Origin of the sequence: Dictyoglomus sp. NZ13-RE01 (assembly GCA_002878375.1) — a bacterium.
Taxonomy (GTDB): domain Bacteria; phylum Dictyoglomota; class Dictyoglomia; order Dictyoglomales; family Dictyoglomaceae; genus NZ13-RE01.
Genome location: NIRF01000004.1, coordinates 28,722 through 52,423 on the forward strand (window position 1 = coordinate 28,722; position 23,702 = coordinate 52,423).

Annotated in this window: 22 protein-coding genes; 10 read left to right on the forward strand and 12 right to left on the reverse strand. The window is 32.4% G+C overall.

All coding sequences use genetic code 11. The features are described from left to right. Positions 1-50: 50 nt before the first annotated feature. Complete coding sequence (locus CBR30_04405) at positions 51-503, reverse strand: heat-shock protein Hsp20 (protein ID PMQ01654.1); 453 nt, start codon at positions 501-503, stop codon at positions 51-53. 110 nt (positions 504-613) lie between these two features. Further along, complete coding sequence (locus CBR30_04410; protein ID PMQ01655.1) at positions 614-1,240, reverse strand: hypothetical protein; 627 nt, start codon at positions 1,238-1,240, stop codon at positions 614-616. Between the two features lie 133 nt (positions 1,241-1,373). Here CBR30_04410 and phoU point away from each other — a divergent pair, with 133 nt between their 5' ends. Together phoU and CBR30_04420 are read left to right on the forward strand one after the other, a co-directional pair. Next, on the forward strand, positions 1,374-2,054 hold the full coding sequence (phoU, locus tag CBR30_04415) for a phosphate transport system regulatory protein PhoU (protein PMQ01656.1): 681 nt from the start codon (positions 1,374-1,376) through the stop codon (positions 2,052-2,054). Then, on the forward strand, positions 2,047-3,192 hold the full coding sequence (locus CBR30_04420; GenBank protein PMQ01657.1) for a hypothetical protein: 1,146 nt from the start codon (positions 2,047-2,049) through the stop codon (positions 3,190-3,192). Before phoU ends, CBR30_04420 begins: the two co-directional genes overlap by 8 nt. On the opposite strand, the gene CBR30_04425 is transcribed toward CBR30_04420, so the two are convergent. Together CBR30_04425 and CBR30_04430 are read right to left on the reverse strand one after the other, a co-directional pair. After that, positions 3,189-3,824: a cytidylate kinase gene (locus CBR30_04425; protein PMQ01658.1), complete on the reverse strand. Its 636-nt coding sequence runs from the start codon at positions 3,822-3,824 to the stop codon at positions 3,189-3,191. The two genes, CBR30_04420 and CBR30_04425, sit on opposite strands and share 4 nt — an antisense overlap. 19 nt (positions 3,825-3,843) lie before the next feature. After that, a complete protein-coding gene (locus CBR30_04430; protein ID PMQ01659.1) occupies positions 3,844-4,326 on the reverse strand; it encodes a hypothetical protein in 483 nt (160 codons plus the stop codon). Between the two features lie 80 nt (positions 4,327-4,406). On the opposite strand from CBR30_04430, the gene CBR30_04435 reads away from it, so the two are divergent. Continuing rightward, on the forward strand, positions 4,407-4,814 hold the full coding sequence (locus CBR30_04435; GenBank protein ID PMQ01660.1) for a nucleoside 2-deoxyribosyltransferase: 408 nt from the start codon (positions 4,407-4,409) through the stop codon (positions 4,812-4,814). A 27-nt stretch (positions 4,815-4,841) separates the two neighbouring features. On the opposite strand, the gene CBR30_04440 is transcribed toward CBR30_04435, so the two are convergent. Next, a complete protein-coding gene (locus CBR30_04440) occupies positions 4,842-7,547 on the reverse strand; it encodes a Clp protease ClpC (protein ID PMQ01661.1) in 2,706 nt (901 codons plus the stop codon). 113 nt (positions 7,548-7,660) lie between these two features. On the opposite strand from CBR30_04440, the gene CBR30_04445 reads away from it, so the two are divergent. From CBR30_04445 to CBR30_04460, 4 genes are all read left to right on the forward strand, one after another. Beyond that, complete coding sequence (locus tag CBR30_04445) at positions 7,661-8,020, forward strand: hypothetical protein (protein ID PMQ01662.1); 360 nt, start codon at positions 7,661-7,663, stop codon at positions 8,018-8,020. 83 nt (positions 8,021-8,103) lie between these two features. Continuing rightward, complete coding sequence (locus tag CBR30_04450) at positions 8,104-9,213, forward strand: histidine kinase (GenBank protein PMQ01663.1); 1,110 nt, start codon at positions 8,104-8,106, stop codon at positions 9,211-9,213. 5 nt (positions 9,214-9,218) lie between these two features. After that, positions 9,219-9,416 carry an FmdB family transcriptional regulator gene (locus tag CBR30_04455; GenBank protein PMQ01664.1) on the forward strand — a complete coding sequence of 66 codons (198 nt, stop codon included), beginning with the start codon at positions 9,219-9,221 and terminating at the stop codon, positions 9,414-9,416. Between the two features lie 75 nt (positions 9,417-9,491). Next, on the forward strand, positions 9,492-9,773 hold the full coding sequence (locus CBR30_04460; protein ID PMQ01665.1) for a hypothetical protein: 282 nt from the start codon (positions 9,492-9,494) through the stop codon (positions 9,771-9,773). On the opposite strand, the gene CBR30_04465 is transcribed toward CBR30_04460, so the two are convergent. From CBR30_04465 to CBR30_04490, 6 genes are read right to left on the reverse strand one after another with little or no spacing between them, the layout of a single operon-like run. Further along, positions 9,736-10,326, reverse strand: coding sequence for a repressor LexA (locus CBR30_04465; protein PMQ01666.1), 591 nt, complete (start codon positions 10,324-10,326; stop codon positions 9,736-9,738). The genes CBR30_04460 and CBR30_04465 overlap by 38 nt on opposite strands. Before the next feature lie 2 nt (positions 10,327-10,328). Continuing rightward, entirely contained in the window at positions 10,329-11,657 is a 1,329-nt protein-coding gene (locus CBR30_04470; protein PMQ01667.1) for a TldD protein, read from the reverse strand. Further along, positions 11,657-13,093 carry a peptidase C69 gene (locus CBR30_04475; protein ID PMQ01668.1) on the reverse strand — a complete coding sequence of 479 codons (1,437 nt, stop codon included), beginning with the start codon at positions 13,091-13,093 and terminating at the stop codon, positions 11,657-11,659. The genes CBR30_04470 and CBR30_04475 overlap by 1 nt, the downstream gene beginning before the upstream one ends. Positions 13,094-13,119: 26 nt before the next feature. Next, positions 13,120-13,926, reverse strand: coding sequence for a histidinol-phosphatase (locus tag CBR30_04480; protein ID PMQ01669.1), 807 nt, complete (start codon positions 13,924-13,926; stop codon positions 13,120-13,122). 5 nt (positions 13,927-13,931) lie between these two features. Further along, positions 13,932-14,966, reverse strand: a complete 1,035-nt coding sequence (locus tag CBR30_04485; protein PMQ01670.1) for a dipeptide epimerase — start codon at positions 14,964-14,966, stop codon at positions 13,932-13,934. A 2-nt stretch (positions 14,967-14,968) separates the two neighbouring features. Then, positions 14,969-17,995 carry a hypothetical protein gene (locus CBR30_04490; protein ID PMQ01671.1) on the reverse strand — a complete coding sequence of 1,009 codons (3,027 nt, stop codon included), beginning with the start codon at positions 17,993-17,995 and terminating at the stop codon, positions 14,969-14,971. A 109-nt stretch (positions 17,996-18,104) separates the two neighbouring features. Here CBR30_04490 and CBR30_04495 point away from each other — a divergent pair, with 109 nt between their 5' ends. After that, a complete protein-coding gene (locus CBR30_04495) occupies positions 18,105-19,466 on the forward strand; it encodes a Zn-dependent protease (GenBank protein PMQ01672.1) in 1,362 nt (453 codons plus the stop codon). Further along, the gene (locus CBR30_04500) at positions 19,466-20,779 is read left to right on the forward strand and encodes a Zn-dependent protease (GenBank protein ID PMQ01673.1); all 1,314 of its coding nucleotides are present in this window, start codon (positions 19,466-19,468) and stop codon (positions 20,777-20,779) included. The genes CBR30_04495 and CBR30_04500 overlap by 1 nt, the downstream gene beginning before the upstream one ends. Here CBR30_04500 and CBR30_04505 read toward each other — a convergent pair. Beyond that, entirely contained in the window at positions 20,772-21,434 is a 663-nt protein-coding gene (locus tag CBR30_04505) for a gamma-glutamyl-gamma-aminobutyrate hydrolase (protein ID PMQ01674.1), read from the reverse strand. The genes CBR30_04500 and CBR30_04505 overlap by 8 nt on opposite strands. A gap of 72 nt (positions 21,435-21,506) precedes the next feature. Between CBR30_04505 and CBR30_04510 the strand changes: the two genes are divergently transcribed. Next, positions 21,507-23,684 carry an alpha-galactosidase gene (locus tag CBR30_04510; GenBank protein ID PMQ01675.1) on the forward strand — a complete coding sequence of 726 codons (2,178 nt, stop codon included), beginning with the start codon at positions 21,507-21,509 and terminating at the stop codon, positions 23,682-23,684. The last annotated feature ends 18 nt before the right edge of the window (positions 23,685-23,702 follow it).

Here is a 23,702-nt window from a genome sequence, read left to right on the forward strand (position 1 = left end):
AAAAAAATAAATTGAGAGGGGGATTTTTTATTCCCCCTCTCAATTATAAACTATTTCTCTTCCTTTATCTTTATCTTAATTCCTTCTACTTTTTCTGGTTTAGCTTTTGGTAATGTTAAGGTAAGGATTCCATTTTTATAAACAGCCTCTGCTTTATCTGGTACTACAGGCTTTGGAAGGTCAATTCTTCTATATACTCTTCCGTATCTTCTCTCTTTTCTGTAAACATTCTCCTCTTTAACTTCTTGTTCTTCCTTAACCTCTCCTTCGATTACTACTTGATCCTCTGTTACACTAATATCTACGTCCTCTGGTTTAAATCCTGGTAAATCTACCTTTAAAACTAAATTTTCTGGAGTTTCATATAGATCAATAGCTGGAGCAAAAGCAGTTCTTGTTCTTTCCTCAAAAGGTTCTATAGCAGTAAATTCGGAGAATAACCTATCAATCTCTCTTTCTAATCTTCTAAGTTCAGCAAATGGATCCCAATATCTTCTTAACATAGTACCCACCTCCCTTTCAAGTATTTTTTAAATTTACCTATATAATTTTTACATATATATTATAGCATTACTTGTCAAAATGTCAAGTAAATTAAAACAAAAAAATTAAATTAGCCTTTAGGATAAATCAGGGAAGATGCTTTCTTCTCCTCTGTGGATATAAAATATTCTACATATCTCTTTAATATTTGTAAGAAAAAGGCTTGACCAACATTCTTATTATTCTCTTGATACCTTAAAATTCTATCTTTCTCCCAAGAAACTACTTTTCTAATATCATCATAAGAGTAAAGGGGAAAACCAAACTCATTATTTATCTCTAAAACCTTATTAAAAACCTCTACAAGGCGATTCTTTAATTTCAAAGCCCTTGGAGACTTAGGCATAAGGGGAGGAGAAAACAACCCTTTTACCCTTATTTCAAACTCTTTATCTAAAACAGAAAGAGCGTCAAGATAATCAGCATCTGTTAAGTCAGGATTTTCTCCTAAAAAGGCATATACCTCATACTCCATTTGTAAATGCAAATTCCACATTTTTTGTTCACTCCAAGGAGGTGGAAGCTCCTCAATTTTTTCTAAGGAGTATTCTTTTGCCTGTAATACATATGGGCAATCAGATGGGCATCTTATTTCTTTAAATCTTTTCTCACCACAACATTCAGCACATATCCATTGCCCTAAACTTTTACAAAATCTTTTTCCCTTCCTTTTATTACATATAGCACACTTTGCCATACCTTACATCTCCTATTTTCTCTTCATTATAGAATTTTGTGGATTATATCATAAAATTTATGCTAATGACAATTGATGCTAATTAATATAACTTTAATTGAAATTTAAATCTTACTTAAATATAATTTACTTTATGAATTCCTACAATAGAAAGGAGCAATCTTCCGTGGATATAGAAAAAGAAATAATGGAGATCAGAGAAGATGTAGGAAGAATGAGTAGCATTGTAGAGAAAATGCTACATCAAATATTAGAATCTCTTAGAAAAAGAAACTTAGACTTAGCCTTAGATGTTATTCAAAAAGATGATTTAGTGGACAAATTATATTGGGATATAGAAAACAAATGTATAAAAATATTATCAGAATATAAGCCAAACTCACAAAACTTAAGGGTAATTGCTTCAACGATGAAGATCATTAAAGATATTGAAAGAATAGGAGATTATTCAGTAGATATAGCTAAGTTCTCTTCTAACCTTCTTAAAAACTTTTTTGAATTGCCATGGAAAGATGTATTTATTTTAGGAGAATTATCTGAATATATGCTGAAAGAAATAACAAGAATCTATCTTAATTCTGATCTAAAGGCAATTGAAAATTTAGCTTTAAAGTATAAAGAAATAAATCAAAAATACCAGGACATACTTAACAATATGATGGAACATATACAGAAAAATCCTAAAATTACCCAACAAATAATCCAATTAATAATGATCTCTCGATATTTAGAGAGGATTTCCGATCATATTACTAATATGATTGAGATTATATATTATATGGAAACAGGAGAAAAAAAGGAACTACATGGTTAAATACGAGATTATTCCCTTTGGATTTTCTATTAATGACCTTTATAGCCTAAGTAAAGAGCCGTGTGACATAGTATTATCAAAAGAGTCTCAGGAAAGGATTATAAAAAGTAACCAATTATTAGAAAAGTTCTTCTCTGAAGAGAACTTTTCAAAAAATATAAGTAAGTTAAAAGCTTCTATGGATTTTGCCATAAATTTGAATGAGATAGAGATTAGAGCTACTATTATATCCCTCGTATATTCCCTTTCCTTAGGTTATTCTGGAGTAAGGCTACAAACCATTAATAAAATTTTAGAATTGATAAGGGAAAATGTACTACCTACTACATTAAAAGATATTTTAAAAAATTGGGACCTAACACCATATGAAGAATTAGCAATTACCAACGAACTTAAATCTTTGAAGGGTCTTCTTGTCCTTTTATATTACAAAACAAAGGAGTTACTAAAAATATCTGAAGTTGCCTATGCTATTTTGATTGACATCTTGAGAATACAAGACAATAGCTGGCAAAATCCCCACTTTTGGGTCCTAAAACCCCACTTGGGACAACTTAAGTTCTACGAAAATCTGACAAAACTTTTGGTTAATTGGAAACCAGGAGAAAATAAATATAATCCATTAATATCGAAAAGTCAAATATTTGCAATTTTCCATCAGATATTAGACTTTATTGAGGATGTATTGGAGATTGAAATAAATTCAAACAATAACTCTTTTTATACAATAATTGAGGAAGAAAAGGTCATTCTTCAAGAAAATTATGACGATAATTTTCTTTTATACAGTGTTTATTATTTAATAATATCAATAATAAATATAATAAGCTCCTTAAAGGAACTAATAGAACATAATTTACAAGAAAACATAGAATTTTTTGAAGATAATTCCTTTGACCCTAACCTTAATTATTTCAATTCATTGGAGATTCTAAAAAAGAAAATAGACCAGTGGGAAAATTTATTAGCACAGATTTTTTTGACAATATGTAATAAGATAGAGAAAAATAATCTACAAAATTATAGCCTTCCTACTCAAATCACTTTTAACTTCATAGAAGAGAATCCATTCTCTATAAAAGAAAATTTTCACTCTTTATTAGAAAGAATAGAAAAAGAAGTAGGAGAACTTTTTTAACAAATGATATTAACAGCTTTCTTAATTAATTCTACAGCCTTTTCTACACTTACAAATCCTGTATTAATTACAAGATGGTAAAGTTCAGGATTATTCCAGTCTACATTGTAAAATCTCATTAAGTATCCTTCAGCAGATTTATCCTTTTCCAATATAATCCTTTCCGCCTCTTCCTCAGGAATATTTCTTTCTTCCATTAAATTTTTTATCCTAAACTCTAAAGGGGCAATAATTCTCACATGAAGCACGTTAGGTACGTCCCTTAATAGCACCTGTCCTCCTCTACCAACAATTACAACATTGCCCCACTCTCTTAATTTCTTAATAACCGATTGCACAAAAGAAATACAGCCTTCCTCATCAAAAGTCTTAATAGTAATAGAAGAATTTTTATCTTTTACTGTTACCTTTGCTATGGGCTCTCTTCTTTTAAATAGCATGTCAAAAAATCCTTTAACTTTATAGTTGTCCTCATTATAGTCTATAACCTCATCCTCTGAGAGCCCGGAAGCTATTGCTATCTCAGTCATTAAAAATTTATCAAAATATCTATAATTTAATTCCTTTGCTAATTTTTCTGCAATTTCGTCACCCTTACTCCCATATTGCCTGGATATGGTTATAATTGCCATACAAACCCCCTCCTTCTAATTATAATTTATAACCTATTTTTCTTAAGAATTCCTTTCTCTTCGCAATATCCTCATCTCCTTCTACACCCTTAGGTTTTACTCCATCTATAACCCCTAAAATCCCTCTTCCCTCACCATCATCTGCCACTATAACCTTAACGGGGTTTGCTGTGGCACAGTATATATTCACTACTTCAGGAACATGTTTAATTGCATTCAATACATTAATGGGATAGAAATTTCTCAAAAATATTAAAAAGGAATGTCCAGCACCAATTTTTTGAAGGTTTTTTATGGCAAGATCTTCCAATTCTGGATCTGTACCAATATGTCTTATTAATGCAGGTCCAGAAGATTCACAAAAGGCAATCCCAAATTTTGCAGATGGAACAGTATTTACTATAGCTTCATACAAATCTTCAACGGTTTTTATAAAATGGGATTGTCCAAGAATTAGGTTTATATCACCAGGTTTTTCAATCTCAACAATATGGATATCCATGTATACTCTCCTCCCTTTCCGAAATTTATAGTATTATTATATCAAATTAGAATTTAAGAGGTAAGAAAAGAGGTAAGAAAATGAAAATATATTTTGCAGGTGCCATTAGAGGAGGAAGAGAAAATCAAGAAATTTTTGAGAGAATAATAAAATTCTTAAAAGAAAAAGGACTAATTGTATTAACAGAACATGTAGGATATAAAAATGTTTTAGAGGTAGAATCTAATTTTACTCCAGAAGAGATCTATGAAAGAGATATGAGATTCTTAAAAGAATGTGACTTATTAATCGCTGAAGTATCAACCCCATCCTTAGGAGTTGGTTATGAAATTGCTAAAGCAGAGGATATGGGGAAAGATATAATATGTTTTTGTAAAAGCAATATTCCACTTTCTGCTTTAATCCTGGGTAATAAAAACTTAAAACTGTACTTTTATGATTCTATTGAGGATATTTTTAATATTTTAGATAAATATATACGGGGGTAATTTGAATTACCCCCGTAATTTAGTATCTTAATTAGTCTTTGGGTCCACTCCTTCTTTAACTTCTTCCTTACTTTTTACTTTTTCAAAAACTACCTTTTTCTCATCCTCATCATATCTAACCAATACCTCATCTCCTTCTGTAATATCACCTTTAAGCATGGCTTCTGCTAATTTTGTCTCAAGCTCTGTTCTAATCTTTCTCTTCAACTCTCTTGCTCCATATTCTGGTTGATACCCCACTTTAGCCAGGTAATCTATAATAGATTCATCAAAGTTTAACAAAATTCCTTGTCCTTTGGCAGTTCTCTTAACTCTTTCAAGTTGCAATCTTACTATGTCCTTAATATTCTCCTGACTTAACGCATGGAAAACTATTATTTCATCTATCCTATTAAGAAATTCTGGTCTAAAGTGCTTTCTCAAAAGTCCCATCAATTTCTCTTTTAATTGTTCATAACTTAATTTCTCGTGCTCAGGAGCATTCAAATTATACTGAATTATATCAGAACCAATATTACTCGTAGCTATTATAATTGTATTTGTAAAGTCAACAGTTCTTCCTTTTCCATCTGTTAATCTACCCTCATCGAATACCTGCAATAATATGTTATGAACATCAGGATGTGCCTTTTCAATCTCATCTAATAGAATAACACTGTATGGTCTTCTTCTTACCTTTTCAGTTAATTGTCCGCCCTCTTCATATCCTACATATCCTGGTGGTGCGCCAATCAATCTTGAGACTGTATGTCTCTCCATGTATTCACTCATATCTATTCTTATTATTGCATCCTCATCACCAAACACAGCCCAAGCTAATGCTTTAGCAAGCTCAGTTTTTCCAACACCAGTAGGTCCTAAGAAGAGGAATGTAGCTATAGGACGGTTTCCTTCTCTTAATCCTGCTCTTGCAAGCCTAATTGCATTAGCTACCGCTTTTACTGCTTCCTCTTGTGCTACTACTCTTTCATGAAGCTTCTCTTCTAATCTTAACAATCTTTCTCTTTCATCTACTGTAAGCTCAGTTACAGGAATACCCGTTAGAGTAGAGACTATCTCAGCAATATGCTTTGCCTTAACCTCTGCAGTACCTGATGATACTTGTTTTTTCCAATTCTCTTCTGCATTCCTTAATTCTTCTTCTAATTTCTTAATTTGCTCCTCCAATTCTTTTGCTTTATCAAATTGTTTTCTTGAAGTAGCATACTCTTGTTCTCTCTTTAATTGGTTAAGTTTAGCTTCTAATTCATGAATTTCTGCAGGTCGAGAAGTTAAACTTATTCTCACTTTTGCACAGGCTTGATCCAATAGATCTATTGCCTTATCAGGAAGATATCTATTTGTTATATATCTATCCGCCAAAGTAGCAGCAGCAACAATCGCCTCGTCTGTTATTTTGACCTTATGATGTGCCTCAAATCTATCCCTTAACCCCTTAAGAATCATTATGGTTTGCTCAACTGTTGGCTCTGATATAAATACTGGCTGAAATCTTCTTTCCAAAGCAGCATCTTTTTCAATATATTTTTGATATTCATTCAATGTAGTTGCTCCTATGAGATGTAATTCTCCTCTTGCAAGAGCCGGTTTAAATACATTGGCAAGATCCATGGTACTTTCGCCAGCTGCACCAGCTCCTACAATGTTATGAATCTCGTCAATAAATATTATGAGCTTGTCTTGATTTGCTATTATCTCATCTAAGACTTGTTTTACTCTTTCTTCAAATTCACCCCTATATTTCGTACCAGATACTAAAGAATTAACATTCAATTCTACTAATCTTTTATTCCTCAAAACCTCTGGAACTTCTCCTTTAACAATTCTTTGAGCTAATCCTTCAACAATAGCGGTTTTACCTACCCCTGGCTCACCAATTAAAACAGGATTATTTTTCTTTCTCCTTGCTAATATTTCAATTATAGTTTCTATCTCCTTTGCTCTACCAATTACAGGATCAAGTTTCCCTTGTCTTGCAAGGGCGGTTAGATCTCTTGAATATTTATCAAGGTTTGGTGTTGGTGTACCATACCTTGACCTTCCCTCTTCCATTCCTCTTCCAACAAGCTGGACAACCGATGGTCTAACTTCTTCAGGATTTACTCCAAATCTTTTTAATATGTCATAAGCTAAACCATCAGGCTCCTCCGCAAGACCAATTAAAAGATGTTCAGGACCAATATAATTATGTCCAAGTTCCCTTGCAGACCAAAATGCTCTCTCTAAAGCACTTTTCAGCCTTGGAGAAACATCCATTTCAAACTCTCTATTTGGTGCCTTAAAAGTCCCTCTTGGGGCATTATATTCAATATAACCTCTTATATCTTGAGGGTTCACATTAAACCTCTTAAGAATTTCTTGAACAGTTTCATTTTCTGTAAGTACATAAAGAAGATGTTCTGTGTCTACCTGCGACATACCAAAATCTAAAGCCTTTTTTCCAGCTTTTTGTAAAAGTTCTTTGGCAATGTCGCTGAGATAGGATTCAAGATCTACAGCCTCCCTTTCAAATCCCTCTTCAAAACCAAAGGGTTCAAATTCTTCTCCAAAGAAATCTTTTAGAAAATCACCTAAAAATAAAGATTCCAGTGGAGAGAATCTTCTCTCCCTTTGTCTTAATTTCATATAATCCTCTTGACATAGATCAAGGGTTTGTCTCCTTCCATTTCTTATAATTGAAACCCGCACTGTAGCAGGTCTTATTCCACATATATCGCACATTTTCTGTGCCATTATATCACCTCCATATATATTAATTTTGAACATATATAATTATAACACTATTTTTAAAAAGGGCAAGGGCTTTTTTATGGAAGTTATAATTCAAATTGAGTATAATATGTTATATGAAGAGTCATAAAGAGCTTTTAATAATTATCCTTGCTGTTATAATATACATATTTTTTATGGTGCTAAGCCACATTGGATTTAAAAATTCTGTGACCCATCAAGGATTCAGAAACTTTATCTATTGGCAGATAGTTGGAAATTTTGCGGGCTTTCTTTCCGTTTTAGTTTATACATACTTATTAACAAAGCTCCCTCTTTACTTAGCTTTTGCTTTAACTATGGGATTAGGTCAGATATTTGTAGAGGTATTTGCAGCACGAATTTTCTTTAAAGAGAAGATAACATCAATGCAATGGATAGGAATACTTTTTATTGTATTAGGTACTATTATGCTTATAAAGGGAAAAAACCAATAAAGTAATTTTAATATTGCAAAAAATGAAAAAGTTGTATAATTTTGTTAAAAAAATAGATTAATTACTTTAAGAGGAGGAAAAAAATGGCTTTACGAGTAGAAAAAGTAATCGAAAACTTATACCTTATTAGGACAGAGGAAAGACCCTTTGTCTCTAATAGTTATCTTTTATCTCTTGCTAATAATGGAAATACAGTAAACATTTTAATTGATCCTATTCCATTAATAAACTTTAATGACCTCATAGCAGTATTAAAGGAGTTAATTGGTGGAGTAGAAAATTTAGATATAATTTACGTTAACCATCAGGATCCTGACGTAACCTCATCCCTTCCAGGATTAATGTCAATGAATAAAAATGCAATGCTTATTACCTCTGAGGATACATGGAGATTAATTAGAATGTATGGATTAGATGAAAATAGGTACCAAGCAATTGAACATTTCCCTAATAGAAAAGTCATACTAAGGACAGGACATTCTTTTCAATTCATCCATACACCCTTCTGCCACTTCAGAGGTGCTTTTATGGTTTATTATCCTACAAAAAGAGTGCTTTTTTCAGGAGATGTAATGGGAGGTTTAATCACAAAGAAAGAAGATAACATATATGCAAATAAAGATTCATGGACAGGAATTAAAATATTTCATCAAATATATATACCCTCAAAAGAAGCCTTAAGACTTACAGTAGATAGGATTGGGAGATTAGATCCTTTACCTGAGCTAATTCTCCCACAACATGGAGATATCATAAAAGGAGACTTAATTCTTGAGTTTTCAAAAAGATTAAACGAATTAGAAGTAGGATTAGATCATTTATTAGAACAGGAAAGGAAAGAGGATACATATCTCTATGCCTTTAATGAAATAATTAGGATTTTTAAGGAAAAGTGGGGAGAAAGTGTTGTTAGAGAAAAGATTGAAAATATAAATTCATCCCCATATTTTCCTGAGCTTATTCATTTTGAAAACGGTGTTGCATTAGCATTTAGAGTTTCTCCTCTTTCAGCTATAGAGATAATTTATAAGAACTTTGTAGAAGATCTAAATCCAAGAGAAAGAGAAAACTTGAGAGCGGAAATTACTGGCATATTAAATAAATATAACTTAGATATTCCTGAAGGAATTTACGAAGAAAGAACCTCTGTCTGGGATAATTTTAGAAGAATATTTAGAATATTTCAGAGGTGATAATTATGCCCATTTTTGAGTACTTATGTATGGATTGTGGTGAAAAATTTGAAAAACTCGTTTTCAATTTTGAGAATATGAATTGTCCTAACTGTGGTGGATCAAATGTAAAAAAATTAATATCAAAATTTTCTTCGCCTGGATTAGATAAGGGAGGGTGTAGCTCCTGTTCTGTAAAAGGCTGTAGTGGATGTGGTAGGTAAACCAAATTTTAATATTGACATTGTTCAATATTTTGTTTAATATTTCAGTATAAATCCTTGGTAAGGAGGTCCATTATGGGAAATATATGTCATTATCATATAAAAGTTAATATAGAAGCCACAGGAGTACCCTCCTACTTTATTTGGAACGGAAAAATCTACAAAATAGCATTTATAGAAAAGAGCTGGAAGATAGATTATAAAGTTTTAGATAAAAGTGGATATAAATATTATTTTAGAGTAAAGGATATATCTCAGAATACCTTTGAAATTGCTTACGATTCTCTATTAGATGAATGGTTTTTAGAAAGAATAGATCCTAAAATTTTCTTATTAACCCCACAACCTTCCCTATAATTTCAAAGGCTTCTTCTATTCTGCGATAATTTGGATTGGCAGGCTCCAATAAGAGCCTGCCATTTTCTCCCTTTAGAAATTTTATAGTTACTTCATCTCCAACCATTGCCACAACTATATCTCCAATTTCTGCTATCTTCTGCTTCCTTACAATAACTAAATCTCCCTCTATTATATGGGCTCCAATCATGCTATCCCCTTTTACCCTCAATAGGAAAAAACTACCATTACCTTTTAGTAAAATCTCTGGAACAGGAATATAGTCTTCAATCAATTCTATACTCTCAACAGGATAGCCTGCTTTAATACTTCCAACTAAAGGAATATATCTAAAGCCCTCTTCTGAGATGTATTTCCACTTGAACCTGCCATGCGCATCCTTCTCCAGTAGACCCTTTCTAACTAAAGCCATCAAGTGAAAATACCCAGAGCCTGAAGATCTAAGCCCTAAAGCTTTAGTTATTTCCCTTACTGTAGGGAACTCTCCTGTTTCTTCCCATGTCTTTTTTATATAATTTAACACTTCCCTTTGCCTTTTACTTAACTTTTTCATTTCTAAAATTCAGTAGTGCCTGTAAAATTAAAATCCTTTATCCTTAAACCAGGAACCCTTGAAAAACCAGCAAAAAATGGCATTATTACAGTTTCCTTTGATATTTCCTCCACATTTCCAAGAGCAGATATAAAACTTTGAGTAAACCTCATGTTCTTAATAGGCTTTTTAATTTTACCATTTTCAATGAGAAAAGTTCCGTCCCTTGTCATGCCAGTTGCAAGAACATTAATAGGATCTAAAAAGGCATTTACATAATGAAAACGTGTTACTAAAATACCTTTTTCTAATTTTGAAATCATTTCTTCCAATGACACTTCCCCTGGCACAAAAAATAAATTTGAAGGGAGAGGTCCAAAATTATTTGTAGGAGGTAAAGCATGTCCTGTAGATTCTTTACCTACTTTTTCCCCCTCATAAGTGTCATAAACTGGACCCAAAGGTATACCATCCCTTACTAATTCCACTCTCTTTTTAGGTACACCTTCAAAATCTATAGGTATAATTATCCCCTTAGGATCCAAACCATCATCGTATATATTGACCTTAGTGGAAAATATTTGCTGTCCTTGATAGAGAGCCAAAAAAGATCTTTTTTCTCTTACGGCTTTTGCAGAAAAGCCAAAATAAGAAACTTGCTCCATCATCTCAGAAACAGCCAAAGGTTCAAGAATTACAGTATATTTACCTGGTTCTAAATCTTGGGGATTTTGAGATAGCAAACACTTTTCTAATGCTCTATAAGATAAATATTCAAAATCAATACTTTCCATGTTATTTCCTGAACACTCTTGATATCCTGAAGAAGTATCACTCATATACATTACTTTTCCATGAGCATAGCCAATGGGAGCATATCCAAAAAGCCCATTTGAGTTCATTACACCGAGCTCCATAATATTTTCTGAAACTGCTCCAAAAGTATTTAATTCTTTCTCTTCACCAATCTTTATAATCTTATTTACAATTTGAGCTCTCTTTTCTGGAGAAGGTTCAAAAGTGACATTATTAACTTCTTTATAATCCTGAGGTTTTGGTAGAATTAACTCTTCATTTTCTGGTTGATTTTTTAGGATAATTTTTAAACTTTCAATCGCATTTTTAAAAGAGTCTTCATCAATTCTATTAATCTCAATTACGGCTTTTCTTTTATTCTCTCCTACTCTTATAAACAAGTTTAAGTTTACTTCCCCTACGTTCTGATGAATCCTATTATTTGCAAACCTTGTCAATTCCTCAGTATTTATAACCAAAACCAATTCATTTCTTTCAAAGGGCAATTTTTTCATTAAACCCTCTAAAGTCTCAAAAATTCTTTCCTTTCCCCACATTATTTACCACCACCTACCTTAACATTTCTAAATCTTGCAGGAGATGTTCCATGTCCTACCCTTGCTACCTGCATAGGTTCTCCTTTTCCACAATTTGGAACTCCCCATACTCTCCAATATTTTTCATTGGCAATAGCATCACAGCTTCTCCAAAACTCATAAGTAATTCCTGTATAGTATGGATTCTTATAAATTTTCCCCAATTTTCCATTCTTTATTTCGTAGGCAATCTCACAGCCAAAATGGAAGTTTAATCTTTTATCGTCAATAGACCAATTCTTATTTGTTTCCATATAAATACCTTCATCTGTAGACTCTATAATTTCTTCAAATGTCTTATCTCCTGGTAATAGATTGATATTAGTCATTCTAATAATAGGAATCCTATTCCAACCATCCGCCCTCATAGTCCCATTTGAGACTTCACCTATAATAGAAGCAGTTTCTCTTGAAGTTAAGTAACCTACGAATCTGCCATTTTTAACCAAATAACTTTTTTGAGCAGGAACACCTTCATCATCAAAACCAAAAGAACCAAGACCATAAGGATGAGTGGCATCTGCTACTATATTAACGATTTCAGATCCATATTGAAATTTGCCTAACTTATCCAATGTAAGAAAGCTCGTACCTGCAAAGCTTGCTTCATCTCCCAAAACCCTATCTAATTCTGTGGGATGCCCACATGACTCATGTACTTGAAGGGCTAATTGACTGCCATCAAGAATTAGAGTAGTGACCATTTCAGGAAGTGGTTCCGCCCTAAGGAGAAGAACAGCTTCTTTTGCTATCCTTTCTGCATTTCCAATAAGATCAAGTTCCTCAATAAATTCCCATCCGCCTTTTCTAAAATCCCCACCAAAAGAATTTGGATAAGATCTTCTTTGAACATCATTTCCCTCAATAGCAAAAGCAAAAATACCTGCTCCACTTTCTAAAATACTTTGTTCTATTTCTGCCCCTTCACTACTTAAAAATACTTTGTCCTCTTGAAAAAATTCCATCTCGGAAACAGCAATAGATACCCCTGCAACTTTTCGCATAATATTATTACTTTCAAAAAGAAGGTTTAACTTTTTTTCAAAAGGAACTGCGAAGGGATTTATTTTAAAATTACTTTTCCATACCGCCTTCTCAGGATTTAAAGGAGATAAAGTCACTTTCTTTTTATTTACCTCAGAACTTGCCTTTGCTATCAAGAAAGCTTTCTCCACTATAGATTTATAATCATCTACATTAAAAGAGGACATAAAACCCCAAGCACCTTTATACAGAACTCTAACCCCAAAACCGTAACTTTCAGTCATATTTGCTGTCTCCAAGACACCATTTTTTACAGATAATTCTTCTCTCTTTCTTTTCACAATTCTTACATCCACATAATCAGCACCCAATGAACTCGCATAATTCAATATCTCCTTACCAATACTTTTCAAATTTATCCCTCCTCTCTTTCTTAAGATTATTTTATATCAATATACTTTGGAACTCTCTTCTCAAAAATTGTCAACTTTTTGAATCCTAAATTCTTAACAAAATTATAGTATTCCTCTATATTTTTACCCACATCCTCTGGGCTATGAGCATCTGAACCAAATGTCAATGGTATATCATATGGAGCTAAAATTTCTAAAAATTTCGGCGAAGGATATATCTCTTTTACCGGTCTTCTAAGTCCTGATGTATTTATTTCTATAGATAGAGCTCTCTCCTTTAACATTGAGGCAATTCTAAGATATATATCTGTAAGATTTTCAGGTGGCGAATATCCCCAGAGCTTGACCAAATCTATATGTCCAATAATATCAAAAAGTCCACTTTTAATTGCTAATTCTAACCTTTCAAAATAATCTAAAAAAATTTGCTTTGATTCTTTTTTCCATCGTTCATCATTTGGATCAATATCAAATCCAAATCCATGGTTTAACCAATGTACAGAACCAATAACATAATCAAATTCATAATTTTCGAGAATTTCCTTAATCTCTTTCTCCTTATCTGGTAGATAATCCATTTCAATACCTAATTTTACGGGATATTTCTTTTTCATAGAGTTTATAAACAAAAAATACTCTTCTAAAGATGAATCACACCATTTATCTGTGTAGGGCAAATCTTTATAAACTGGTCTTAACTCAATAAATCTATGCCCATGCTCAGAAATACCTATCTCTTCAATTCCTTTTTCTTTAGCCTTTTGCCAAAAAAGCAAAAACCAATCTTCAGAAAAAGGTCCTCTCTCTAAGTGCATATGGTAGTCGATCAACATTTCCTTTACCCCTTTCTTACCCTTATTATTGGTCCTTCCTGTATAAAATCTCCTCTAAATTCTTCGTCCGCTATGGAAAGGTGAGAATCTAAATCGTGATAAGTAAAAGCAGAAGTCCCTAAAGAAAAATGCACACTTTGAGAAATGCCAAGGCTTGACTCCCCCATGCATCCAATCATTAATCCCTTATTACTTGCCCTTGCAATCTCTATTATTCCTAACGCATCATAAATACCAGATTTCATCAATTTAATATTGATAAAATCAATAGCATCCTCCTTTATTAATCTTAATGCATCGTAAACTGTATAAACACTTTCATCAACAGCGACAGGAAATGGAGAATTGTACCTAACATACTTTATACCATCATGATCATCTTTATGGACAGGTTGTTCAAAGACTAATACTTCTATCCCCTCTCTATAAAGGGTATTTATGAAGTAATTAGCAATTTTGGGTGTATAACCTTGATTTGCATCTATAATAAAATCCACATCTGGCAATATTCTCTTTATTTCGATAACTTTTCTTAAATCTTCCTCCAAATCCAATCCTACCTTAATTTTTAGTATTCTAAATCCAGCATCATAATATTCCTTTGCTTTTCTAATAGTATTCTCAAAATCACTAATTCCAATAGTTATATCTGTTTCAATCTCCTCCCGCTCCCCACCAAAAAATAAATAAGGGGAAATACCTTTCCAATTACAATAAGCAGAAACCAGTGCATACTCCGTACCTGCCATTATTGCGGGAAGAAATTGTAAACTTTTAAGTTTTTTCCAAAGATATCTAAGTTTTAATATATTTTCCCCTATAAGTAGATCTTTTATACTCTTTTCCAAAACAACATAAGAATTTTCAGAAATTATCTTAGAAATTAAAGAGGAAGAAGCCTCTCCTACTCCTATCGTTCCATCTTTTAAAAATATTTCTATTTCCAAATTCAGTATTTCCGATCTTTCACCCGTAGCAATTTTAAATACTTCTTTTAATCTGTATTTTTTCGGAGTCAGTTTAACATCTACTATCTCCATAATTATCCTCCTATTTCTATTTTTATAGGGCTAAAAAGCCCAAAGGGGTGCAATACATACTCATCGGTATATTCATCTCCTTCTGTTCTGAATGAGCGGGAATCTGTCCACGGTGTTCTTCCTTGTTTTTTATGAAGAGGTCCCAACATATTCCTTGGAGAACTTACTACTTCAATTTCAATATCATTATCTCCATTATTCAAATATTTTGTAATATCCAATTTGTTTGCACATCTCCAAGGAATAACACCTATTAGATTACTATTTACCCATATTCCTACAACAATACCGGAAAAATCCCCCAAAGTAAGTATTACCCTATCTTTATTATCCAACTCTAATGTTATCTTTTCTTTATAATAAATACTTCCAGTATAAAAGGGATATCCCTGTAAGCACCAATCACCTAACCTAAGAAATTTTGGTTCACTAATAATCTCCTTTGTAATAGGATCAACACCAAAATCTCCTATTATAAAACAATCCTCTATTTCCATAGAATTTTTATAGTAACACTGTAAAATTATCTCATTCTCTCCAACTTTTATATTATTTACCTCAAGTTTATCAAAAGATCTATCTAAAAACCAACCATCAACTTTTTCGATCTTTTGACCATTAATGAAAATATTATAATTATTTGCCCCCTCAATCACAAAATAGGTATTTTTAGGTAAATCTTTTACTATAAAAGTTAGCCTCAATTCCACAAATGTATTATCATTAGGATGAGGTTTATCTACCCATAACCAGCGAGAAGGATTGATTCCATTTATATGTATATTAGGCATACCTAATCTTTCCCTTATCTCCTTCTGAGCCTTCCAAATAGACATGACCTTCGACCAGTCCTCCCCTTGAAAACGATATTGGCATGTATCTAAAACTAAAACATTAGGGTTATCTCTCCTAAACTCAAAAACTGGACCAAGGTATATAGTTCTTTTAGCATTAAATTTTTTCTCAATTTTTAAAATTGAAGATTCATTAGGGTAAATTATAAAAATCTTAGATTCTGCAGGACCAAATTTTGTCCTAATATGTTGATAACCATTTATTTCTATGGAAGAAACTTGATTAATTTCACCCCTTAAGGGATCCCATTCCTCAACTCTTCCTCTTGTTCCAAAAGAGATATCTACCTCATATTCCTTATTCCTATCATTATTAACTATAAAGAATATCCTTTTCCCATCGTACTCTCTTTCCATGTAGAGAAAATCTTCCGCTTCCTGGGTAGGAATATTCCTAATAAAAATTCTACGTGGAAGTAATTCTTCCAATAGTTTACCAAGTGCCCTTTTCCCCTCTAATATAAAAATATCATCTCTTTCGAAGAGATCTTTTAATTTGTCGTTAGACTCTCCCTCAATATATTCAGGTATAGGCTCTAATGCAATAACTTTACCTCCAGCATCTAAAAATTCCTCAATTAATTCTAAGGTTTTCTTTCTAATGGTTATCATAGGAGGAAGAATAACTACTTTATAACTTGCATTCCCTATTATAAATTCTTTCTTTGCTTTATCTACATGTCCATATTTCTCAATCAAAGATTCATCACCCAAATCAAAATCCCAATGTAGTCCCAAGAGAGTTTTGCAAAGATTTTGAAAATCCCTTCCCCTCTCATCCGCTACTGAAAAATCCATCCCATCAAATTCACACCAAGCACTTTCTATGGGATGAATTACTAAAACTTCCCTCACTGGTTTTCCCAAGGTTAAAAGGTAAGATAGTCTTGCAAAATAATCCTCTACAATCTTATTATATTTCCACCATATGTTATGGTAATTAAAGGATGGAGGATAATCTCTCTTTCTACAACCCCTCAAAGTATATAAAACTAAATGTTGACACCTTAAGTTAACTCCTAAGGCGTATTGCCAATCCCCTACCCATTTTTGTCCTTCAAAAGTAAACTCCCATCCAGTACATCCGTATAACTCAGAAATCAATCTTTCTTTTTTCAGCTGATGAGCAACACTACTTGCTTGTTTTACAGTAAGAATCTCGTTTGTTGCTTCAGTTAGAATGTCAATTCCTGGTATATGTTGATACTCGTAATGGGGCATTATGGCTCCACTAACTAATATACTTCTCCCAAATTCATTTTCATATAAGTAATGCCCAGTAAACTTTAAATTATGTTTTTCACACCAATCATATAATTGTTTAGAATAGGCTTCTACAAAAAGTTCTGTAATAGTTCTCCAATAGTCATACCTTGCCTTTACCGTTTTATCTCCCCGAAAAATAATATAAGGAGCAATCTCAAAAAAGTCATATCCTCTCTTTTCCTTAAAATATTCAGGAAATATATCTGTCCAAGGGAGCGAAATTTTATTTTCTCTCAACCAAACATTGGAGTAAATATTAGGTTCATCGGTAAATATTCCTGGAACTGTCCTTCCAAACTCCTCTCCAACTTCTTGATAATATTTTTCATAAGTTGTATCAATGAAAGCTTTCACACACTCAGGATTTAAGTTATCCACATAAGTATCATTGTTAAACCAGGGAGAGGGTTTTGCAAATTCTCTTTTCAGAATTAGAAATGTTCCTTTTCCCTCTTTAATACCTTCTTTCCCAAGTTTAAGAATTTCTTTTATATTTTTCCCTTCTAATTCAATTCTATATATTGCAAGCTCATCTCCTCTTAATTTGGATATATCCTCAGTCAGTTCAAAAACCAACTTTTTTTCTCTTCCTTTATCACCAATCTTCTTAATTACTAAACCACCTGCAAATCCTGAAGGCCATCTATCCTCATCATAAAGCCATGCATTCATTCCGATATCCTTCGCTTTCTTTACAACCTCTTTTACTGCTTCCATCCAATCCTTTCCCAAATACTCCGTTTCTAATCCCTCTCGAGAATGCATAAAAAATCCACCCATTCCCTTATCCTTCATATCTTCCACTTGCCGAATAAGTTCTTGAATAGATAATTTGTCATTCCAAGACCAAAAAGGGGAAGATCTAAAATCTTTATCTGGGTTTAAAAATTTTTTCTTAATTTCTTCCATTTTTCCACTCCTTACTTATAAATTCTTTCTAATTTTATTATTTTTTACCTTTACAGACAATATCGTGATAAAATAATAGTGCTTTAAATTGTAGATACAGGAGGGAAAAATGATTGAAAAATTAAAAGAGATTATTTCTAAAATACCTGCGGACTATGCAGATCTAAGATATGAAATCTTAAGAGAGACAAAAATAATTTTCAAAGGAAAGGAACTATATCAGGTAGGAGAGAATACAGGAGATGGTTATGTTCTTAGGGTGTTAAAAAATGGAGGATTTAGTTCAATATCCTTTACAAAACCAGAGTTTTCAGAAAAAGCTATAAAGACCGCCATAGAAAATGCAATTTTAATGGGGAATAATACAAAAAAGCCTGTAGAGTTAGCAAAGGTTGAAATAATTAAGGATACATTCATACCAAATTTAGCAGAAGATCCAAGAAAAGTTAGTTTAGATGAGAAAATCGAATTAGTAAGAATGTACAACAAAATTCCCCTTCAATTTTCCAACACAACTACCACCTTGCAATATACAGAAGTCATTAGAGAAAAATACTTTGTAAGTTCTGAAGGGACTGAAATTAGAGAGGATCTAATAACCACCTTTATAAGAGGAGAAATTATTAGTTTTGATGGAAATTTAGTTCAAAATGTAAGAATAGGAATTGGGGGAAGCGATGGATTCCATAGATTGAGAAATAGAGAAGATGTCTTCGAAAAAAGAACAAAGATCGCATTAGATCTGTTGAAAGCAAGACCTGTTGAAGCAGGAGTTTACAATGTGATTTTAAATCCCAACATGGCAGGAGTATTCGCCCATGAAGCCTTTGGTCATTTTTCAGAGGCAGACTTAATCGAGGATAATCCTTCCATGAGAGAAAAAATGAAATTAGGAGCTAAACTTGGAAGTGACATATTAACAATAATAGATGATCCTACAATGCCTAACCAATTAGGTTTTTATAAATATGATGATGAAGGAGTTAAAGCCAGAACTACATATCTACTAAAAAATGGGATATTAGTAGGAAGGCTCCACTCCCGCAGAACTGCAGTAGAGTTTGGAGAACCTGTGACAGGGCACTGTGTAGCAGAAGATTATAGATATGCACCTATTATAAGAATGGGGAATATATTTATAAAACCAGGAGAAAAATCCTTTGAAGAGCTTTTGGATGAACTCCAAGATGGTTTATATATATTAGATGCAAAGGGAGGACAAACAAGTGGTGAAAACTTTACATTTGGAGCCCAATATGGTTATGTAGTAAAAGATGGAAAAATAAGAGACATGATAAGAAATATAAATATATCTGGGAATTTATACAAGACTCTTCTTGACATAACTTCCATATCAAAGGATTTTGAGTTAACGGAAGTAGGAGGCTGTGGAAAAGGACAACTCAATATCAGATCATCCCATGGTGGTCCCCATATACTTGTCAAAAATGTAGTCATTGGAGGTGTATAATGAGCGTGGATAAAGTTTTAGAAATTGCCCAAAAATATTGTGAAGAAGCAGAAGTATACCAATTAGATTACATATCTGATGAAATCTCTTTTGAGAATGGAAAGTTAAAAGATATTGAGAGCAAAATCCAATCAGGAATAAGTTTGAGAATAATAAAGGATGGAAAAGTAGGATTTGCTTTTACAAAAAATATAATAAATCCTGAAGAAATAGTAAATAATGCTTTAAATTCTTTAAAAGGCGAAATTAAGGTGGATTTCAATCTACCTTTAACAAAAAATATAAAGTCTGTAAGCTCCTATGATCCATCCATTGAAGAATTATCTACATCAAAATTGGTAGAAGAATGCAAAAGAGTATCAGATATTCTAATATCTTCTACAAAAACCCAGATAAATGTAGGGGCAGAAAAAAACATAATTAATATCAGAATTATAAATTCAAAAGGTACAGATCTTACTACTAAATTATCTAACTACTATCTTTTTGCCTATGCTATATTTCCAGGTTCCTATGCAGGTATTTCAAGACTTATTGCAAGTAAATCCTTCAGAGAATTTTCAAAGGAAGACTTTGACTATATTACTAACTTATATAATGCCTCTAAGAAGGAAGTAAAAGTCAAAAGTGGAAAATACAAGACCTTATTCTTACCTAACACTGTTTATGTTCTTATGTGGAGATTTATATATGCCACAAATGGAGAAAATATATATAAAAACACATCACCCTTAAAGAACAAAATAGGAGAAAAGATTTTTGATTCAGCTCTAACCATCTATGACGATCCTCTAAATGATATTAATCCAAACGCAAGAAGTTTTGATGACGAAGGAGTACCATGTAAATATCTCACTTTAGTTGAAAATGGTGTATTAAAAAATTTCTACTTTGACTTATATTATGGAAGTAAGCTAAAAAGAGAATCTACAGGACATGGTTACAAAACTTCCGATTGGGGAGGAGAAATCATAAGAGTTATGCCATCCCCTTCACTAAAACATCTTTATATAAGAACTGGAGATAAAACCCTATCTCAAATGATAAGCTCCATGGATAAGGGAGTAATTATTGCAAATGCTTTAGGAGCACATAGTGGAGATATACCAAATGGCGATTTTTCAATTGGACTTTCTCCAGGATTATATGTTGAGAATGGAGAAGTTATAGGACATATTAAAGATGCAATGATAGCTGGAAATATTTATGATGTTTTAAAAAAAGTTTTAGCAATAGAAAATAAAACCTATTTGTCAAATATGGGATTCTTCCCCTCTTTATTATTAGAAGATGTGAGTTTAGCTGTTAAATAAAGTTCTTAAGAAATTCAAAAATTTTATTAGAGCTTTCATCGCTTAGTCTCTCAGGATGCCACTGCACCCCGAGAAGGGGATAATTTTCCTTTTCGATAGCCTCTATAATATTCAGACCACTATCGAAATACATTGCGGATATCTTTAAGCCTTCCCCTAAAACTTTTATTCCTTGATGATGGGAACTATTTACTAAAATACTTTTTTCTCTTATTAGATCGAATAAATTACTTTTTTCCTTTATATCAATTTTGTGATAAGAATCTTTTCCATCCACACTCCAATGAATTTGGGTAATAACATTTTCCTTTTTCAGTTTTATAAGATCCTGATAAAGTTTCCCTTTAAAATAAACATTGATCAATTGGTGTCCTCTACAAATTCCCAAAACTGGCAATCCTTTATAAATAGCTTTATCTAAAAGATCTAATTCAAATTCATCTCTTTCCAAATTTAAACTCAAATTTTCTTCTCTTATTTCCTCTCCGTAAAATTTTGGATGTACATCCTCTCCTCCAATGAATAAAATGCCAAAAATTTCATACCAAGGAATGAAATCTCCAGGAGATAAAATCAAGTATGGAATATCCAAAGATTTTAATTTATTAATATAGTTAATATTCCCTTTAAACCAACTTATCGCTATTTTCCCCATAATTCACCTGATAAATCATTATATTTTATGATAAAATAACTTAGCATTTTATTTTTGTAAAGGGGGAATAACATGATATTATTTGATGAAAGAAATCAAATCTTTCATATTAAAGCTTGTAACACCAGTTATATTATTAAGATATTCAAGAACAAATACTTAGCACATCTATACTGGGGGAGAAGATTAAAAGATTCTGACTTTACTGACGCTTTAGCAGTCTCTCCTTTTGGAGGAACACCTGATCCCAATGATAAGACATATACTCTTGACTCCTTAATGCAAGAATATCCATCCTATGGTACTTCCGATTACAGACATCCAGCATACCAGATAGAGCAAGAAGATGGTTCCAGAATCACGCACTTATTTTTTAAATCTTTCAAAATCTATCCAGGAAAGCCCAATTTAGAAGGTCTTCCTTCTACTTATGTGGAGGATAATAACTTAGCCCAAACCTTAGAAATTGAGCTATATGATGAACTTATTGATCTATCAGTTATTTTATACTATACAGCCTTTGAAAATTATAATGTTATTACAAGAAGTGCAAAATTTATTAATCATGGAAAACAAAAGCTCAAAATTCTTAGAGCATTAAGTATGAGCTTAGATTTTAACACAGACAAATTTGATATACTCCATCTCTGGGGATCATGGGCACGAGAAAGATTCATAGAAAGAAAACCCTTAATTCATGGTCTACAAGTAATAGAGAGTTCCCGTGGTGAAAGTTCTCACCAACATAATCCATTTGTTGCTTTACTTTCAAAAGATGCTAATGAAAAAAATGGAGAAGTTTATGGATTTAATTTAGTGTATAGTGGAAATTTTGCTATATTTGTTGAAGTTGATCAATTTAACACAACAAGAATATCAATGGGAATTAATCCTTTTGAATTTACATGGATTTTGGAGCCAGGAGAAAGTTTTCAAACTCCTGAAGCAGTTATGGTATATTCTGAAAATGGTTTAGGAGGGATGTCTCGCACTTTTCATAAGCTATATAGAAAACATCTTTGTAGAGGTTACTATAGAGATAGAAGAAGACCAATAATTTTAAATACCTGGGAAGCAGTTTACTTTAACATTAGTGAAGAAAGATTATTAGAATTAGCAAAGGAAGCCAAAGATTTAGGAATTGAATTATTTGTTTTAGATGATGGATGGTTTGGAGAAAGAAATGATGATACTTCTTCTTTAGGAGATTGGTACGTTAATAAAAAGAAAATACCAAGCGGTCTTGATGGCTTAGGGAAAAAGTTAAATGACATGAATCTGAAATTTGGAATCTGGTTTGAACCAGAGATGGTTTCTCCTAATAGCGAGTTATATAAAAAGCATCCCGATTGGTGTATCCAAGTTAAAAATAGAACCTTAACCCAATGCAGAAACCAGTATGTTCTTGATATCACAAGAAAAGATGTGAGAGAAGAAATTTTACGAATGATGCGAGAAATTCTTAAAAGTGCTCCTATAGAGTATGTAAAATGGGATATGAATAGACCCCTTACAGAAGTTGGATCTTTGGCTCTACCTCCAGAAAGGCAAAAGGAGGTTTTTCATCGTTATATACTATCTTTATATGAAATGATGGATACTCTTACAAAAGAATTTCCCCATGTTTTATTTGAAGGATGCTCTGGAGGTGGTGGTAGATTTGATCCAGGAATTTTATATTTCATGCCTCAAATTTGGACCAGTGATGATACAGATGCCATTGAAAGATTGAAAATACAATATGGTACAAGCATAGTATATCCTCCTATTACAATGAGTTGTCATGTATCTGCTGTACCAAACCATCAGGTAGGTAGAATAACTCCATTAGATACCCGTGGATATGTTGCTATGTCTGGTAGTTTTGGATACGAATTAGACCTAACAAAATTATCTCAAGAGGAAAAAGAAATTATTAAAAAGCAGATAGAATTTTATAAAAAAATAGAGCATATTATACATCATGGAGACTTTTATAGATTGATAAATCCCTTTGAAGAGAATGCTTGTGCCTGGATATTTGTAACAGAGGATAAAAATGAGGCTTTCGGTTTATATGTTCAAATCTTAGCAGAACCAAATCCCCCTTTCAAATGGCTTAAGCTTGAAGGTTTAGATCCCGATAAAAAGTACAAAATCGATGGAACAGATAAGGTCTATAACGGTGACGAACTGATGAACATAGGAATTTTACTTCCCAGGCTAAAAGATTTTGAGTCCTTTGCTTTTCTTCTCCAAGCCTTAACCTAAAAAATTAGGAGGATTAAC